This window comes from Enterobacter sp. K510 (genome assembly GCF_055804875.1).
On the sequence record NZ_JBNRLQ010000003.1, the window covers coordinates 489,250 to 507,949 of the forward strand.

13 protein-coding genes are annotated in these 18,700 nt (G+C 58.3%); 11 read left to right on the plus strand and 2 right to left on the minus strand.

Going from position 1 to position 18,700, the window contains the following annotated elements; translation table 11 throughout:
• Positions 1-19 precede the first annotated feature (19 nt).
• Together ACQUTD_RS07740 and ACQUTD_RS07745 are read right to left on the minus strand one after the other, a co-directional pair.
• Positions 20-790: a methyltransferase domain-containing protein gene (locus tag ACQUTD_RS07740; protein ID WP_473273972.1), complete on the minus strand. Its 771-nt coding sequence runs from the start codon at positions 788-790 to the stop codon at positions 20-22.
• A gap of 77 nt (positions 791-867) precedes the next feature.
• The gene (locus ACQUTD_RS07745) at positions 868-1,668 is read right to left on the minus strand and encodes an endonuclease/exonuclease/phosphatase family protein (RefSeq protein ID WP_072569399.1); all 801 of its coding nucleotides are present in this window, start codon (positions 1,666-1,668) and stop codon (positions 868-870) included.
• Between the two features lie 206 nt (positions 1,669-1,874).
• Here ACQUTD_RS07745 and yafC point away from each other — a divergent pair, with 206 nt between their 5' ends.
• The 11 genes from yafC to ACQUTD_RS07800 all read left to right on the plus strand — a co-directional run bounded on the left by yafC (position 1,875) and on the right by ACQUTD_RS07800 (position 18,535).
• A complete protein-coding gene (gene yafC, locus ACQUTD_RS07750) occupies positions 1,875-2,759 on the plus strand; it encodes a DNA-binding transcriptional regulator YafC (protein WP_473273970.1) in 885 nt (294 codons plus the stop codon).
• Between the two features lie 298 nt (positions 2,760-3,057).
• Positions 3,058-5,763 (plus strand): AMP-binding protein, encoded by a 2,706-nt coding sequence (locus tag ACQUTD_RS07755; RefSeq protein WP_473273967.1) that lies wholly within the window; start codon positions 3,058-3,060, stop codon positions 5,761-5,763.
• Positions 5,764-5,789: 26 nt separating this feature from the next.
• A complete protein-coding gene (locus ACQUTD_RS07760) occupies positions 5,790-6,623 on the plus strand; it encodes a metal-dependent hydrolase (RefSeq protein WP_318364873.1) in 834 nt (277 codons plus the stop codon).
• A gap of 2 nt (positions 6,624-6,625) precedes the next feature.
• Positions 6,626-10,882 (plus strand): AMP-binding protein, encoded by a 4,257-nt coding sequence (locus ACQUTD_RS07765; RefSeq protein WP_473385636.1) that lies wholly within the window; start codon positions 6,626-6,628, stop codon positions 10,880-10,882.
• A gap of 67 nt (positions 10,883-10,949) precedes the next feature.
• The gene (locus ACQUTD_RS07770) at positions 10,950-11,864 is read left to right on the plus strand and encodes an alpha/beta fold hydrolase (RefSeq protein WP_473273965.1); all 915 of its coding nucleotides are present in this window, start codon (positions 10,950-10,952) and stop codon (positions 11,862-11,864) included.
• Positions 11,861-13,021: an ATP-grasp domain-containing protein gene (locus tag ACQUTD_RS07775; RefSeq protein ID WP_473273964.1), complete on the plus strand. Its 1,161-nt coding sequence runs from the start codon at positions 11,861-11,863 to the stop codon at positions 13,019-13,021. Before ACQUTD_RS07770 ends, ACQUTD_RS07775 begins: the two co-directional genes overlap by 4 nt.
• The gene (locus ACQUTD_RS07780; protein WP_473273963.1) at positions 13,018-13,698 is read left to right on the plus strand and encodes an ATP-binding cassette domain-containing protein; all 681 of its coding nucleotides are present in this window, start codon (positions 13,018-13,020) and stop codon (positions 13,696-13,698) included. Before ACQUTD_RS07775 ends, ACQUTD_RS07780 begins: the two co-directional genes overlap by 4 nt.
• The gene (locus ACQUTD_RS07785) at positions 13,695-15,089 is read left to right on the plus strand and encodes an FtsX-like permease family protein (protein WP_473273962.1); all 1,395 of its coding nucleotides are present in this window, start codon (positions 13,695-13,697) and stop codon (positions 15,087-15,089) included. Before ACQUTD_RS07780 ends, ACQUTD_RS07785 begins: the two co-directional genes overlap by 4 nt.
• Positions 15,090-15,110: 21 nt before the next feature.
• Positions 15,111-15,902, plus strand: coding sequence for an outer membrane lipoprotein-sorting protein (locus ACQUTD_RS07790; protein ID WP_473273961.1), 792 nt, complete (start codon positions 15,111-15,113; stop codon positions 15,900-15,902).
• Positions 15,899-17,149, plus strand: coding sequence for a hypothetical protein (locus ACQUTD_RS07795; protein WP_473273960.1), 1,251 nt, complete (start codon positions 15,899-15,901; stop codon positions 17,147-17,149). The genes ACQUTD_RS07790 and ACQUTD_RS07795 overlap by 4 nt, the downstream gene beginning before the upstream one ends.
• 78 nt (positions 17,150-17,227) lie before the next feature.
• On the plus strand, positions 17,228-18,535 hold the full coding sequence (locus ACQUTD_RS07800) for an MFS transporter (RefSeq protein WP_473273958.1): 1,308 nt from the start codon (positions 17,228-17,230) through the stop codon (positions 18,533-18,535).
• The last annotated feature ends 165 nt before the right edge of the window (positions 18,536-18,700 follow it).

Here is an 18,700-nt window from a genome sequence, read left to right on the forward strand (position 1 = left end):
TTTTTTATTTCTCCCGCTTTTATTGCGCTTTCTGCGCCTCGACCATAATGATGTCACTGGTAAAAGAGCCGTCATCCTGCAATTCGAAGTAACGCTTTACCTCATGAGATGCGCTTTGCTGGTATAAGCGTATGGCCTCGCACAGCGGCTGCGGCGTGCGCATGCGCGCCACCCAGGACGCAAATTCAAGCACCAGACGATCGGTGGTCAGCGTCCGCGAAATCAGGCCGGCCTCAGTAATCATCGACAGCCATTCTCCAGAAGAATAGTTCTGCACATGCGACGTATCGCGCAGCGCTTCGACCGTTTGCAGCCAGATGTTCCGCACCGGATGGCCTGGCGACATCACGTCCATAATAATCAGCGTCCCGCCGGGTTTCAGTACGCGTTTGACTTCACGCAGCGCCTGACCGACATCATGCCAGTGATGCGCGGAATAGCGGCTGATCACCACCTCAAAAGAGGCATCGGCAAAAGGCAACGCTTCTGCATAGCCCTGCTGCGTATCAATATTGTTCAGTCCTTTTTCCCGCGCCGCCTTCGCCACCACCTCCAGCATTTGTGCCGATAAATCATAAGCCGTCACCTGCGCCACGACTTCAGCAGCGGTAAAACTCGCGTGTCCCGCGCCGCATCCCAAATCCAGAACCTGCGAGCCGGCATGTCCGGCCAGCCGCGCCCGCAGTTGCTGTAAATCGCGGCCAGAGGCATGTACAGCGCTGGTTAAATAGGCGCTGGCCTGAGAGCCAAACTGTTTTTCGACGTGATCGTGATGGGATTGCGTGGTCATGGTGTCATCCTTCTGTGAGTTAAATGAAGGGCAGCGCCATGGTTGCAGGCCTGCCCTGGGGCAGACCTGACACGCCTTTATTTATCAGGTTTGCCGGGACTGAATTCGACGAGTAGCGGGTTGTGATCGGAGGCGCGGGTCACCAGCACGGAGGCTTGATCCACGTTCAGACCACGATAGAAGACAAAATCAAGCGGACGACCGAAGGCGCGACGGCGGTTGTCGTCAGTAAAGCGCACCTGGCGCATCGACATCTCTCTGGAGAAACGGTACAGCGCGTTCATACGCTGGCGGCTCCAGGCATTAAAATCTCCGGCCATGATCACCGGGCCGTTATGTTGCGCGATTTGATCGCCAATCGGCAGCAGTTGCTTACTGTAAACATCGACGCCGAGACTGAAATTCACCGCATGGACGTTCACCACCATCAGCAGCCGTGAATCCGGCAAGGGATATACCGTGACCAACGCCGATTTCGCCAGCCGCAGGATGGGTTCGCGCTCGCGCAGCGGGCAGCAATAAACCGGATGCGCGGAGGAGAGCGTCATCACGCCGGAGGGGTGTTGCGGCAGCACAAAAGCGGGAACCTGATCGGCAGCCAGATAGTTGGTGGTGGCGAATCTCACCAGTTCAGGGGTGGTTTGCGCCTCCTGCAGCAAGACCAGGTGGGCGTCTTTACCGAAGTTTTGCAGCACAGAGAGCCATTCCGCCCGCTGCTGTTTAAAGATGTTCCACACCAGCACGCGGATCTTATCGTCACTGCTTAAGGGCGCGCCAGGTGGCAGTGCCTGACCAATGCTCGCGAATGAACCTGGCGGCAAAATTCGCTCAGCAGGTTGACCGGCAATATAGCGCATAGCATAGGTATTCTTTCGCACTTTTGGTTTCAAACCTCTGTCGCTGTGAGCCGCCCCGGAAGCAGAGTAGCCTTTCTGTTATAGGGATTTTAGCGCACACTTTCAACGCTATTCGGGTAAAACATCATTAATGGGACCAGGCCCTCCGCCTGCGCCCCCGTAAAACTATGATGCATAAGTGTCAGTTATCATTAAAATAGCGTAATAATTTTGCGACAGGGGCAATAATGAAGGCGACATCGGAAGAGATGGCAATTTTTGTGGCGGTGGTGGAAAGCGGCAGCTTCAGCCGGGCAGCCGAACAATTAGGCCAGGCTAACTCCGCCGTCAGCCGGGCGGTGAAAAAGCTGGAGATGAAGCTGGGCGTCAGCCTGCTCAACCGCACCACCCGCCAGCTTAGCCTCACCGAAGAAGGCGAGCGCTATTTCCGCAGGGTACAGCTTATTTTGCAGGAGATGGCGGCGGCGGAAAATGAAGTAATGGAAGCCAGATTAATGCCCCGCGGCCTGTTGCGCATCGATGCCGCCACACCGGTGGTGCTGCATTACTTAATGCCGCTCATCAAACCCTTCCGCGAACGCTACCCGGAAATGACGCTGTCGCTGGTCTCGTCCGAAACATTCATCAACTTGATTGAGCGTAAAGTAGATGTGGCGATCCGCGTGGGTAAGCTCACCGACTCCAGCCTGCGCGCCCGCCCGCTGTTCAGCAGCTACCGCCGCATGATCGCCTCGCCGGCCTATCTGGCGCGCTACGGCACACCGGAAACCGTTGAGGATCTCGAGAAGCATACCTGCCTTGGTTTTACCGAGCCGGTATCCCTGAATACCTGGCCTGTCGCCTGCCCGGACGGGCAGCTTTATGAGATCACCTGCGGCATTTCATCGAACAGCGGGGAAACCCTGAAACAGCTGTGTCTCGGCGGCAACGGCATCGCCTGCCTGTCGGATTATATGATCGATAAGGAAATTGCCAGCGGCGAACTGGTAGAAGTGTTGCCTGCGAAGCGCCTGCCGGTGGATATGCCTTTCAGCGCCGTCTATTACAGCGATCGGGCGGTAAGTACCCGCATCCGCGCCTTTATTGATTTTCTCAGCGAGCATACCCGTTAAAAAAGAGCGTATCTTATTAGCCGCCTGGCTTAGGCTTTATCCTGGTGGATATAATATTAATCGCTATTTTTATTATATTTCGGGCATTAGGAAACTCTTTCATTTAATTGATAAAATCGTTTCACAACTCGGTCTTTAATTGCCGCAGACATTTCAATTTTCAGTCCCCCATTGACACTGTTATTCTGTTACCTATACACTTAGTTACAAGTGCAATAGGAAATTACGCACATTCCTGTCCCTCAAGGATTTTTCACAAGAAACATATTCATATCATTTATATATTACAGAGACAACAATGGACGTTGCCAATAGTTCTTCATCTTTTCTTTCGCAGGAAGCAGAAAAACTTAATATATCAGCCTGGTTAATAAATCAGACGCCGCACCCGGATAATCTTTGTTTCAGAACGCTTAACAATAACTGGACGTACCGTGATGTTAAGAAAACGGTAGATCTTATTGCGGCGAATTTGTTGATTAAACATAAGTTTAAGCCCGGCAACAGAGTAGCGTTGCTTGCCCCATGCAGTATTGCCCAGACGCTGTGCTGGCTGGCGGTAGTACGGGCGGGCGGCGTCATCACCACCCTGAACCCGGCATCAAGCAAGGTGGAATTCGATAATATTATTGAACTGGCCTCCCCTGCGCTCATTATTATTGATGAAAGCCTGCGGGAAAAACATATTTCCGATGAGCACCATCCGCTATTTTCCAGAATGATTAGCATTGATTCAGAAAAGGAAAATGATGGATTTATTTCCGCTCCTCTGCTTGAGGCAGTTCCTGCGTCCTTCTGCTGGCCAGAAAGCCATGCCAGCGACATTGCCCTCATTGCTTTTACCTCGGGCAGCACCGGCAAACCTAAAATAACGTTTCACAGTCATGGCGATATTAAAGCCAATTGCGAAAGTTATGTTATTAATATATTAAAACCTCAGCCTGCTGACATTATTGTCTGTACCGCGCCGCTCTCTTTTAATTATGGTTTAGGCTCGCTGATCTTTGCGCCAATGACGGTAGGCGCCAGTTCGGTATTACTCCGGGAAGTGTCGCCTAAAACGCTGCCAGAGATTATCGCGCGTTTTCAGGCAACGGTGCTATTTACCGCGCCTACCGCCTATCGCCGTTTACTGAAAGCCGGATGGTCGACATCAACGCTGCGCAAATGCATTTCTGCGGGTGAAACCCTGCCGGAAGATCTTGCCCTCCAGTGGCGGGAAGCCACCGGGCTGGTGTTAACCGATGCGCTGGGATGCACCGAAGCGCTGCATATTTTTATCTCCACCCGCGAAGAAGACGCCCGCCCTGGCTGGACGGGCAAAGCGCTGCCGGGCTATGAAGTGGCGGTGCTGGATGAGTCAGGCCAGCATCTGCCGGCAGGTATGCCGGGGTATCTGGCGGTACGCGGTCTCATCGCGGACAGAGCGCTTGCCAAAAGCGGCCCCTTTGCAGGCTGGCTGATCACGGGCGACCGCGCCGAGCAAAACAGCGACGGGTATTTCCGCCATCTTGGCCGTATCGATAACCTGATCATTACCCGCGGCTTCACCCTCGATCCGACGGAAATCGAAAACGCCATACTGCGCTCAGGCGCTGTCAAAGAGTGCATGGTAACGGGCGAGGACGACAAAGAGATCACTCAACGTATTGTTGCCAGCCTGGTGCCTGAAGACCCCGTCACCTTTGATGTGGGCGTCCTGCGCCAGTGGCTCGCCACACAGCTCAGTTATTACAAGCTGCCGCACTGCTTTCATATCGTCACTGCGCTGCCGCGCAACGGCAACGGCAAGCTGATGCGCAAACGCCAGGCTATTGCCGCCGCCGCGCCCCTGCCGCGCCGCTTCAGCAAGCAACACTTTCAGCCTGCCGATATTCATGAACGTCATCAGTTTCTGGAACAGCACACCGGCGTGTCGCTGGCGCCGCTGTTTGATGAGTCACTCAATGCCGAAACCTTAAAAGGCAATATTGAGAACGCTATCGGCACGGCGTCCGTTCCGGTAGGCATCGCCGGGCCGTTACATGTGCAGGGCCAGTATGCCAGCGGCGGATTTTATGTTCCGCTGGCCACCACGGAAGGCTCAATGGTCGCCAGCTATCACCGGGGGATGAAGCTGTTTAACGCTGATAATCCGGTTAAGACGGTGATTAGCGGCGAAAACATGCAGCGCTCACCGGTCTTCTGTTTTGACAGCATGATCGATGCCACCGCCTTCGCCCATTGGCTGCCCTCACAGCTTCCGGCGTTACAGCAGCAGGTGAGCGAGCATTCGCGCTTCGCAAAACTGCGTTCCCTTGACGTGCAACCGCTGGATCGCACGGTGTTTGTGCGCTTTAACTACACCACCGGCGACGCTGCCGGGCAAAACATGGTGACTATCGTGACCGAGAAGCTCTGTTTATGGCTCCTCGACCGCTGCCCGTGGCCCTACCGCTATTTGCTGTCCGGGAATTTCGACACCGATAAAAAGCACTCCGCCCTCAATATGATCAGCGGCCGTGGACGCCGGGTATCTGCTGAGATCGTTGTGCCCGCGAACGAGCTTTACAAGGTGATGAAAACCACGCCGGAACAGTTTATGGAGCTGTACTGGCTGGCGACCAAAGGCGGCTGGCTGGCGGGTGCCACCAGCAACGGCTGTCACAGCGCCAACGGTATCGCCGCCCTGTTTATCGCCCTCGGACAGGACGCCGCCTGCGTGGCGGAATCCAGCAGCATGATGATGGACTGTCGCCAGACGACGGACGGCGATCTGCGGGTCGCCATCACCATCCCGTCGCTGATCGTCGGCACCGTCGGCGGCGGCGTGAACCAGCCCTATGCTCAGGCGGGTCTTGCCCTGCTGGGCTGCCAGGGCGCAGGAAAAGCCAACAAACTGGCGGAAATTGTCGCCGCCACTGTGCTGGCGGGCGAACTTTCGCTGGCCTGTGCGATGGCCAGCCACACCTGGGCGACGGCGCACCGTAAACATGGCCGCACCTCCTCCACTGCAAAGGCCTGATAACCACTACTGATTAAGGAATGACGATGAAAGGGAATTTAACTTCAGAACTTACGCTACGCCATATGGACTTTTCATTCACGCCGGATGAAGAGCATCCTTACTGGTTAAAACGCGACGCCTCGCTTGCGGCAAATCTCGATGCGCTGTCATTGATGTTTCCGGAAGCGGAACGCCTGTTTATCAACTCGGTAAAACAGACGCTGAAAGCTCATCCCGATATGGAAGAGGCGCAGGAGATTGCCCGCCGTTTTTACTATCAGGAAGCAGAGCACACGCGCTGGCACAATAAATATAATCGTTCGCTGGGCCTGCCGGAGCGCTTCGTGGAAAACAACGAACGCCTGCTGGGTCGTTGCTTTAACTGGCTGCGCAGCCTTAAGCCGCGTAATCAGCTCGCGGTCACCTGTGCGCTGGAGCACCTGACGTCCATCGGCGGCAAACAGGTGATCGGCAATCCCCGCTGGCTTGAGGGAGCGAGCGATGAAATGAAAGCCCTGTGGTACTGGCACGCCATTGAAGAAGTGGAGCACCGCAGCGTGCCTTTCGATATTTATATGAAAACCGGCGGCAGCTATCCGCACCGAATTGTCTGGTCGCTGGCGTCTTTCCTCATCTTCGCCCTGCTGCTGTTAAAACTCAGCACCGGCGCGATGAAAGCCCGCGGTGAACTTACCCTGGCGAGCATTCCCGGCACGCTGTGGAAGCTGTATGGCTGGAAGGGCCTGTACGTCACCATCATCAAAGATTTTCTGCCCTGGTTCCTGCCGGGCTTCCATCCTGAACAGACCAGAATGGACGCCGATAAGCTGGCCGCCGCCCACAAGCACATCGCGAACTGGGAGAAAGGGCAAAAGTGACAGTGCGTATAACCTTCCCTTTATACCGGCAGCAAACAGAAATCGTCATGAGCCAGGCGATCCACGGGCACAGCGAACACTTTCAGATGGTTTCAGCGGTGTCTTTCCCTGCCGGTCACGACTGGCAGCGGGTGACGGATGCGCTGACGCGCCTGTGGCATGACAAAGCGATCCTGCGTGTGCGCTTTACCCGCACCGACGAGGGTATTCGCCAGTATGTGGACAGCCAGATGCCGCAATGGGACACCGCGCCCACTGTCTGCGACGCCCACACCATCGCCGGGATGCTGGAAGCCTGGCAATATGAACCCGCAGAGCTGTTTGACGCGCCGCTGTACGACGCCCGCCTGTTTTACTGTGGCGATCGACTGGTCGCCACCTTCCGCATTCATCATGCCATTGTCGATGGCCTGTCGCTGTGCCGCCTGAAAACCATGGCGCTGGACTACAGCGCCAGCCGCAAACGCGTGGACGATGCCGGTGCGCTGCCGGAGATGCGCTGCGATTATCTGGAGCAGTGCGGGCCGCAAATCACACCGCCTGCGGTCACCCGCTACTGGCAGCAAACCCTGCCAGCGTTATTGCCGTTCAGTAAACCGGCGCTGTCGTCCACCCGCATCATCCGCCGCAACTTTTTTATTCCCTGCGATCAGGCGCAGCTGGCGCGACACGCGGGGGTGCCGGAAAATCAGCTCAATACGCTTTATTACAGCGTAATGAGCTGGCTGTGGCATGTGGTCAGCGATGAAACTGATTTTCTCGCCTGGCTGCCGGTGTGTGATAAACCGGGACTGGATCCGGAAGCGCTGGGAAACTTTGTTACCCTGCTGCCGACGTTATTCTCCGTGCCGCAACCCTGCTCGTTACAGGAATGGATCGCCCGGTGCCAGAAGGTGCTGTTCCGCCTGTTCCGCAACCGGCAGATCTCCATGAGCGAGCTTAATCAGATTGCCGGCGCGCCGATCAACAGTGACGTGGTGTTCACCATTCTGCCCGCCACCTCCCGCCAGGATGAGGAAGAACTGACGGGGCTGAATGACTGGGCGGGCGGCGGTCTGCACGGCGCGTCCGTGGTGTTCTCCCTGCGCACCGATGCCCGTCGCGATGGCCTGGTGCTGCATGTGGATATGAACGCGCAGTGGGCGGCGCAGCATGATGTCGATGCGCTGGTCAAACGCGCGGCGCAGACGCTGAACAGGCTGTTCGCCGTTCCGGCACAAGAGCCGCTTCCGGCTATCGAACCGCTGCATCAACGTCCGGCGCCGCTGAACCGACTCACCCCTACCCGCCAGCAACTGCCCATGCTTAACGCCATGGCGCGTAATCCTGCCGTACTGACCTACAACTGGGGGGAAAGCTACAGCATCAACGCGCCGCTGGATGCCGGACGTATGGCGCTGGCGGTACGTGACGTCACGCGTCACTTCACGGCGCTGCGCACGGTGTACCAGCAGCAGGGCCGTGACATCACGCTGTGGCACGACGAGATGTGCGAGATCCCTCACAAGTTCATCGATTTACGCAACAGCGATGCGGATGTGCAGGCGGAGATCGCCCGTCTGAATAAGCAGCCCTGGTCGCCGCTGGCGCCGCTGGCGGGCTCGTGGCTGTTCCAGTTGGCGGAGCAGCAGTTTGTCTGGTTCTTCCGCTGCCACCATCTGATTTACGATCACCACGCCGCGCGGGTGATGTTTACGGCGGTGTCCCGCCGCTATCACGCGCCCGATGCCGTTCTGCCGGAGTGTCATTATCCGCAGCTGGCCGGGGCGTTCAGCGCGTCTCAGGCACTGATGCCACAGCCGCCTGCGCCGCTGAGCTTCCATGGCATTGCCGCCGCGCACTGCCGTAGCGGGCATAACCTGCTGGTGCAGGAGAAAATCAGCGGTGACGCGCTGCGCCATTTCCGGCAGCTGACGCAGGCCCTTTCGCCCGCACGCCCACACCAGGCGCAGGCAAACCTGCTGCTGGCCGCGTTTGCCGCCACCTTTGCCGATGTTTGCCAGCAATCCACGCTGGATATCGGCATTTTTACCCATAACCGCAAAGCGGCACGCTGGCGCGAGACTTTCGGCCTGATGATGGAGCCGCGCACGCTGTCGCTCAACATAGATACCCGCGCGAGCCTGCAACAGCTGGCAGACGATATTGCCTTGGAAATCCGCAGCGCCGACGCGCCGACCGCCCGGGGAGCCAGCCTGCACTTCAACTATGTGCCGGAGGAAACCCTGCAATTTGGCGATCTCCCCGTCAGCGTAGAGTGGATCTACGAAGCGGAAGACGATGACGTGCCGGTGTCGCTGATGGTGAATGCGTCGGATAACGATATTGAACTGAATTTCATCGGCAACGGGGCGCTGTTCAGCGCGCCACAGCTGCAACGTATCGCGCAAAGCTGCGTGCATTATTTGCGTCAGGCAGGCGAGCGGCCGGCACTGGAAAAGGTAAGGCGCAGCCTTCCCGCGCTTGCGCTTCAGCCGGAGCCGGAGCAGGATCTGCCCATGGCCCCTCACGTGCTGAGCCTCATCCGCCAGCATGCCGCTGATGACCCCTGGCGTATCGCGCTGGAAACCCCGACGCTGACGCTCACCTATGGCGAACTGTGGCAGGCGGTCTATCTCTGCGCCCAGGATCTGACCACCTACGGGCTTAAGACCGGAGATCGGGTGGCGCTCTGTCTGTCGACACGCCACCATGCCATCATCGCTATGCTGGCCTGCCTGTCGCTGGGCGTCTGCTACATTCCGCTGGCCTGTGAAGATCTGCGCAGCGGGCGGCTTGACGCCGCTCTGACGCGTTGCGGCTGCCGGATGATCATTGGCGATACCTCCGAACCCGCAGGCAAGCTGCTGTATCGTAAACACCGCCTGCGTCTGGACAGCGCCGGGTTACCGCTCTGGCAGCCCGACCTGACGGCGCTGGACGAGGTTGATGCGTATATTATTTTCACCTCCGGCTCCACCGGTGAACCGAAAGGCGTCTGTGTACAAAGCTCTGCGCTGGCGACCTTTATCGTCAGCGCCATTCCGCTCTATACCCTTGATCGCAACAGCCGCATGCTGCAATTCAACATGCTGACCTTCGACGCCAGCGTGGAAGAAGTGTACGGCACGCTGTGCGCGGGCGGTACCCTGCTGACAAGCGATGACCGGGAAGTACGCCGTGACTTTGCCGTATTCCTCGATCTGCTGATGGGCTGGCAGCCGACGCACATTTCGCTGCCGACGCCGTTCTGGTCGCTACTGACGCCCTGGATGCAGGAAAGACAGGCGCGCTTCCCGGCCAGCCTGGCGTTTCTCATTACCGGCGGCGATGAGATGCGCTACGAAACGCTGCAACACTGGTTCGCGCTGCCGCGCACGCCTGCGCTATTCAACACCTACGGCCCGACCGAAGCCACCTGTATCGTCAGCGCCGGGCAGGTTGATGCGCAAAAAATGGAGGCGTACCGCAAAACCGGCGTGCCCATCGGCCAGCCCCTGCCCCATTGCGCCTTTATGGTGGCCGATGAAAATGGCCTGCCTGTACCGGCGGGATGTCTGGGCGAGCTGATTGTCGCAGGGCGTCACGTCGCACGCGGCTACTGCGATCGCCCGTTCATCGCGCCAGGGGAGGGTCTGTTGCCGCCGCAACGCTACGCCACCGGCGATCTGGTGCGCTGGTCGCCGGAAGAGGGGCTGACCTTCTTCGGCCGCAAAGACGGTCAGGTGAAGATTTCCGGCTACCGGGTTAACCCGCTGGAAATCGACGGCACGCTGATGACGCATCCGCAGGTGGTGTACTGCACCACGCTTGCCAGCGAGGGGGCGCTGAAACAGTTGCACAGCGTGGTGGTCGCTCCCGGCTGCGATGTCACCGCCCTGCGCCAGCACTGTCAGCGCCATCTGCCGGAGTGGCTGGTGCCGCAGCATATCCATCTGGTGGATGAACTGCCGCGTCATGCCGCTAACGGGAAATTTGACCGCCGGGCGCTGTTGACGCTTATCAGCCAGACCACCAGCGATTCGGAAAAACCTGCCGCGCACCCGCAGGCGTTTTCCGTGTTCCAGAAGTACATCGGCCAGGATCTGCCTTATGAAGCGAACTTCCTCGATTACGGGGCGACGTCACTGGTGATCGTGCAGATCCTCTATGAACTGCGCAGCGATTATGGTCTGACGTTAGAGCTGGAGGATATGTACCGCCGCCCCAGCGCGAAACAGCTACTGGAAGAACAGAGGCCGCTGAAACCGGCTGTGGCAAGCCCGCTTATCAAAGCGTAAATGCACTACGGCGGCGCAGCCGGGAAGGACGCGCCGCCGCTAAACATAACGACATCAGGGATGAATAATGGGTAAGACCAACGCCACCGTGCGGCCATCGCTGTTTCTGGTTCACGCCGGGGACGGCAATATTTCACACTACACCGGCCTGACGCCGCTGTTGCGGCCTTATGCCGACGTCTATTACCTGCAGGCCTCCGGCATTGCGGAAGGCACCACGCCGCTCGACAGCGTGGAGGAGATGAGCGCTTACTATCTTCAGGCGGTACGCAGCACGCAGCCCTGCGGGCCTTATTTTATCGGCGCTTACTCTTTCGGCGCGCAGACCGCCTTTGAGATGGCGCGACAGCTGGCCTGCGCCGGGGAAAAAGTCAGCCTCTGTTTTATCGACGCCTTCTGTATTTATGACGTTCCGCCGCCGTCGGAAAAACTCTATTTCCAGATGTTCCTGCGCGATTTTCTCGGTCTGGTATCCGCGGAACGCCCGCTGCTGCGCCTGATCCCGCAATGGGGGAAAACCCTGGCGGCGGGCGTGCTCGGCTCGCTGCTCGGCTTGGTGCCTGCCGGTCCACGCTGGAAGGCGCTGGAATTTATCAGCTATCGCGTCGGCGGGCGGAGCTGGCGGCTCAGTCCGCAGCAAATCCAGCGCACGCTGGCTACCTATATCAGCATCAATAACGCCGTCATGCGCTACCGGCCGCAGACCTGCCCGGTCAGGCTGCTGTTGCTGCGCGGCGAGCGCAATCGCATCGACTGGTTTTCTCATCTCTCGCTGCGGCTGCTGGGCGATGAAACGCTGACCCAGGCGATGAACCAGTTCCGGCAAAACCTGCAACAGCGCGACTACGGCTGGGGACAATTTACCGCCGCCGTGGAAGTGCGCCGCGTGAACGCTAACCACTATGAAATGCTTAAACATGACGCTCTGCCGCAGGTTGCGGCGAGCATGATCGACTGGCTCAGGGAAGAAGCATCGTTATGAATACATCCCGGTTTTTAATCAGCGGCTTTCGCTTTCCCTTCGCCGCCTGGTTTGCCCGTTCGTTACAGGAGGCCGGTGCGCAGGTGACGGCTATCGACAGCAACCGCGCCGCGCTTTCAAAACTTATCGCGCCGGACGTGCCTTTCATTCGCCTGCCCTGTTTACGCGCCCATCCGCAGCGTTTTCTGGAAGCGGTAAACCGGCTGGCGCAACAGGCCCCGGCGACGCGCCTTATTCCGATGTTTGAAGAAAGCTTCTGGCTGGCGCGGCAGCATGCCCTCGGGCGGCTGGATCCGTCCATTGAACTCTTCGTCCTGCCGGATGCGCTGATTACCCGTTTGCACAGCAAATACGAGGTGCTGGCGCTGGCGAAAGATGCGGGGCTGATTACGCCGCGTACTGAGGTGGTTGACAGCGTGGCAGACTGGCGCCGCCTTTCTGTCGATTATCGTTCTCCTCTGCTGAAACAGGAGTTTTCCAGCTTCGGCCACGGCGTTTTTCTGGATCCCCGTATCCCGCTGATTGAAGCGCAGCTGCCACGCCAGGATGGGGGACGCTGGCTGATCCAGGAGAAGCTGATCGGTCGTGAACTTTGCACCTACAACCTCGCGCATAAGGGTAAACTGCTGGCCCACGCCTGCTATTTGCCCCGCCACCGCTGGAAACAGAGCGCAGCCTTCGGCTTTGAGGCGCTGCGTCATCCTGATGTCGAAGCCTTCTGCCGCCGCTTTATCGCTCAGCATTCCCTCAGCGGCCAAATCAGCTTCGACCTGATGGAGACGCCGGACGGCCTGGCCATCGTGGAGTGTAATCCGCGTGCCACCAACGGCCTGCTGTTGCTGGATAACGCCGGGGCCAGGCTGCTGAGCGCCGGGGATGCCGACGCAACTGTTCTGCTGCCCGATGAGGGGGATATCCGCAGCTTTCATTGCATGCTGCGTTCAAAAGCGCGTTTCGCCAGCACCGAACAGCGTGCCGACACGGCACGGGAGATCGCCCGCAGTCGCGATATGTTCGCCGGGGTTTCCGCGCCACGGCTGATGGCGGCCATGAGCCTGCACATGCTGGATATCACGCAAAATATGCTGCGCTGGCGGGTGCCCGCGCGTTTTGCCTCGGTGGCGGACATCAGCTGGCAGTACCGGGAGGGACTATGACCGCCGTCACCCTGAGCAAGGTTGCAAAATATTATCGGATGGGCCGGGAGCGGGTAGCGGCGCTGAGCGACGTCAGCCTTGCGATCCCTGCGAACCAGTTTTCCGTGCTGGCGGGGCCTTCCGGCAGCGGTAAAAGCACGCTGCTCAATCTTATTGGCTGTCTCGACAAGCAGGACGACGGCGAGATTTATCTGCACGGCGAGTCGGTGCGCGGCTGGTCTGATCGCCAGATGACCGCGTATCGCGCCACCCACATTGGTTTTGTGTTCCAGAACTTCAACCTGCTGCCGGTATTGACCGCCGGGGAGAACATCGAATACCCGCTGCTGATGTGCGGCATGAAGCCGGCGCAACGCCGCGCGCGCGTGGCGCGGTTGATTGATGAGGTCGGGCTGGCAGGTAAAACCGACGCCATGCCGGGGGAATTATCCGGCGGGCAACGTCAGCGGGTGGCGATCGCCCGCGCGCTGGCGCATACCCCAAAACTGGTGCTGGCGGACGAGCCGACGGCGAATCTGGACAGCGCCACCGGGCTGCAAATTATCCTGCTGATGCGCAGGCTCCAGCATGAGCACCAGACCACCTTTGTTTTTTCCTCGCACGATCCGCAGCTCATCGCCCATGCCGACAGGGTCTTTACTCTGAAAGATGGCCAGTTAGTCCGGGAGGCGTCATGAAATTGCTGCGTCTGGCGTTACGTAATCTGCGGCGTAATGGTCGCCGTACCCTTTCAACGCAGCTGGCGCTGACCATCGGCACCGCCGCGCTGTTGCTGTTCGGCGGTTTTGTCAGCGACATCGCCAGCGGGCTGGAAACCGCCTATGTGCAGCGCGCGGGCCATCTGCAACTTCACCGCGCGGGATATATGGCGCTTGGCAGCGGCAATCCCACTGCTTTCAGCATTGCCGACAGCGATCGGCTGATCGCGACGCTCGAAAACGATCCGCTGTTAAAGCCGATGCTGCGCGTGGTGACGCCGGTGCTGGATACCGGCGGGATCGCCGGTAATTTCCTGCGCCAGACCTCCACCCAGGTAATGATCAGCGGCGTGATCCCCGACGAGCAGAACCAGTTGCAGCAGTGGAATGACTATAACTACCCGATCACTATACCGCCCTACCCGCTGGCGGGCACCGGGAAGAACAGCGCGCTTATCGGTACCGGCGTCGCCCGGATCCTCGGACTGTGCCACACGCTGAAGCTGGAGGATTGTCCGCCGCCGACGGCTGCCGTGGCGGATAACGAGGCTGCCGCCGTGCTGGATGAGGATATCGCCGCGCTTGCCAGTCAGCAGACGCAAAGCCTGGCGCAACAAACCGACCGCCAGGTGGACGTGCTGACGACGCGTCTGACCGGCGCGCCTGATATTGCGCGGCTAACGGTGATCGATGCCCTCAACCAGGGCTTACAGCCGCTGGATAACGTCTATCTGGCGATGCATCTGTCGACAGCGCAACGGCTGGTCTTCGGTGCAGGAGACCGCCGTGTGACCGGCATTATCATTCAGCTTGCGCACACCGATCAGATTGCCGCCGCACGGGCGCGTATCGACATGCTGATGGCGACCTCCTTTGCCGATCAGCGCCTGGAGCTGCATGACGTTTTCGAGCTTAACCCGATGCACGGTCAGATTATGCATATGTTCGATACCTTTTTTGGCCTTGCCTCGCTGCTGGTGGGGATTGTCGCCATGTTCATGATCGGCAACACCATGAGTATGGCGGTGATGGAGCGCACCACGGAAATCGGCACGCTGCGCGCCATGGGCGTACAGCGTAGCGGCGTGATCGGCCTGTTTGTCACTGAAAGCCTGCTGATGGTGCTGCTGGGCTGCGGCGCGGGCATTGCGCTGGCGCTGACGGGGGATGCAGCACTGCGCCTGTTCTCCCTGCGCTGGGTACCGCCGGGCATGACCTATTCAGTGCCATTACTGGCGAACGTGGCGAGCCATCCGGCGCTTATCGCGCAGGTCAGCCTTGGCGCGGCCTGTCTGGCCGTGTTTGCCGTCGGCTTTGCCGCAAGGCGGGCGGCCGGTCTGAACATTATCGATGCCCTGCGGCATGTCTGAATCAAACGAAAGGAAAAGTGTATGTTTTTTACAAGGAAGCGCGCTCGCCTGATGGTCTGCGGCCTGTTGTGTTATCTGCCAGCGGCCTTTGCCGCCCAGGATCCGCAGGCGATCCTCTCTGCCAGCGATGCGATCCGTAACCCGACGCAGAGTTTTTCACTGACCACCCAGCTGCTGGATTATCAGAACGGCAAACAGAAAGACGCCACCACGGTGATCGTTTATTCCCGTCCGGATCCGCGCAGCGGTCAGTACCGCAGTCTGCTGCGCTTTACCGCGCCGGAGCGCGATGCCGGTAAGCTGATGCTTAAACAGGATCAGGACATCTGGTTCTATGAGCCCGCCAGCAAAGCGAGCGTGCGTATTTCGCCGCAGCAGCGCCTGCTGGGACAGGCAGCCAATGGCGATGTGGTATCCACCAATTTCGCCGCCGACTATAAAGCCACGGCCCAGGCGGAAGAAGTCATTGAAGACGGCCACCGTAAGCAGCAGGCCAGCATCCGCCTGACGCTGAAGGCCAGCACGCCGCAGGCGGTCTATCACCACATTGAGCTGTGGGTGAAAAAAGAGGGCTGGGATCCGATCAAAGCGCAGTTTTACAGCGAGAGCGAGCGCCTGCTGAAAACCGCCTGGTATCGCCGCTATCAGCAACAGCTGGGGGCGTCGCGTCCGACTGAAATCGTGATCATTGACGGACTGGATCCGCAGCTCGTCACTATTATGCGCAATCAGGATTATCACTTTCGTGACATCCCGGAACGCTGGTTCCAGCGCGACTATCTGGTCAACTTCCGGGCAGATGCGACGCCATGAAACCGTTCATCATTGCTTCAGCCTGCGGGCTGTTAATGGCAGCGGGGGCGCAGGCTGATGACAGTTCGCTGGCGGCGCTGGCGCTGGCGGACGAAGCGGCTGTTGAATCAGCCGCGCCGAAAGCCTGGCGTTTGCAAATCGACGGCGCGGCGGGCTATCAGAACCGTGACGACGGACAGAGCCGCTACTGGCGCGGCTCGGAGCAGTTCAGCCTCGACAACGGCCTGACCGACACCCTGCGACTGGTGTTTCGCGACCGGCTGGATCACCTTGATACCGCTGGTCTGACCGGCCACCACACCATGAATACCTGGCAGGAGGGTTATCTGAACTGGCAACCCGTGGAAGGGCTGGCGTTGGACGCCGGACGGATCAACATCCGCAACGGCGTCGCGACTGGCTATTCGCCGACCGACTGGTTTCGCGATGGCGCAACCCGTGTCGTTACCGATATCGATCCGACCAGCCTGCGGCAGAATCGTCAGGGCAGCGTGATGCTGAACGGTCAGTGGCTGTGGGACAGCGGCGCGGTGTCCCTGCTCTGGTCGCCGCGCCTGTCGCAGGAAAGCAGCACCGCCTCCTTTAGCGCGGATTTGGGCAGCACCAATAACCAGCACCGTGGACAGCTGAGTTACAGTCCACAGATTAACGACCGACTCAAGCCGCAGTTTCTGGCGCTCTTCTCCGAAGACGAAGCTTTGCAGACGGGCGTCAATTTAAGTCTGTTGCTGAATGACAACACAACGCTCTATGCAGAGTGGGCGGGAGGCAAGCAGCAGGATCAGTGGGACAAAGCCTGGCAACGGGATACCGCCGGGCATTTTCGCTCACAGCTGGCCGTCGGAGGAACCTTTACCTCCGCCAGTAAAATCTCGCTGACCGCAGAGTATCAGTATAACGAAGCCGCCCCCGACCGTGACGAATGGGAAAAACTCCGGACGTCGCCTCCGGCGATGCAGGCCGCTTATAGCGGCTATCTCGTCCGTTCCCAGGAAATCGCCACCCGCGAGGGGATCTTCTTCTTTTTTAACTGGCAGGACAGTCTGATGGATAAGCTGGATGTGAACGCCATGGTTCGTCTTGATCAGGTTAACGACAGCAATCTGTACTGGGGCGAATTTCGTTACCACTTTACGCGCTGGGATACGGCTGTGCAGTGGCAGCATTATTCACCTGGCAAAGATACGCTCTATGGCGCAGCGCCATTCGACACGCAGCTCAATTTACTGTTCACGCTTTATCTGTAATCACCCAAACCGCCCTGCCTTATTTATTCCCGGACAGGACGGTGCTCTTTAACATAATCATCTTCAAGGAAAATTAACATGGACGACAATCGTCTGGCCATTTCTGACGTAATCAATGCGGCGCCGCTTTCCGCGCTCCAGATAAGGGTGCTGCTGTTGTGCTGCATTATGGTAGTGCTGGATGGTTTTGACGCCGCTGTTATTGGCTATATTGCGCCGACGCTGACCAAAGCCTGGCACATTTCGCCCCAGGAGCTGGCACCGGTATTTGCTGCGGGATTATTTGGCATGTTCGCCGGGGCGACCGGGTTCGGTATTCTCGCGGACCGGTACGGCAGAAAGATCATTCTGATCTTAAGCCTTATGATCGTAGCGACCGGCACGCTGGCGACCATCCTGACCGATTCGGTGATGGAAATGACGGCGTTACGCTTTATCACAGGGATCGGCATGGGCGCTATTCTGCCCAACAGTATTACGCTTGCCTCGGAGTATTCCCCGGCACGCAGCAAAATATTGTTAGTGACCCTGAGCTATTCCGGCTTTACGCTGGGGCTCGCAGCGGGAGGCTGGATCGCCGGGATCATTTTACCGATCTTTCAATGGTATGGTCTGCTGCTGGTGGGCGGCCTCGCTCCGCTTATTCTGATCCCGATAGCGGTAGTCTGGCTGCCGGAATCGCTCTGCTTTATGGCGGGCCGCGATCGATACCGCAAAAAGCTCAACCATATCGTCAGCAAAATAACCGGCAAAAAAAAAGAGGCGGTCTGTTATATCAATAACGAAACCGTGCAGGTTTCCTCGCCGGTTGCAGCGCTTTTCCATAAAGACACTATCCGCGTTACCCTGGTGCTGTGGTGCGCCTTTTTTGCCTTTATGTTTGTGTTTTATCTGCTGACCAGTTGGCTGCCGCTGATCCTGTCCAAAAGCGGTTATCCGGTGGCAGAAATGACCCATATCGCGGCTATGTTGCCACTGGGCGGAGTGCTGGGTGGGATCGTAATGGCGACATTATTGGATCGTTTATCGAGCCTGCATGTACTGACAGTCGCCAGCGTTATCGCCGCGATCACGTTAACCTTAACCGGCGCGCAGCTTGCGCATCCGCAGGCATTACTGGCGGCAATATTTGTGCTGGGCTTTACCCTGACCGGAACGATGAACAATCTTAGCGTACTTGCTTCAACCTTCTACCCTACCCATGCCAGGGCAACGGGCGTCAGTTGGGCGTTAAGCGCAGGCCGGGCAGGTTCTATTTGCGGATCGTTGTCAGGGGGATTGCTGTTCAGCCAGGCACAAAGTCTGTCAGATGTGTTTATCTGGCTGGCATGTCCTGTTGCGGTGGCGTGTTTGGCGCTGGCGCTGGCGGGAAACAGAAAGGGTTAATCAGACGGTAATGAGATGACCAACGGTGAGGTAATGCCGTTGGTCATTTGCCTCAACGCCGTAATACGCAGGGTTGCAGTAGGTTTTCTACAGACGAAAAAAAACCGCATCACCTGAGTGATACGGTTTCTTTCGCAAAGACGTTAAAAGACGTCTTATAAATAA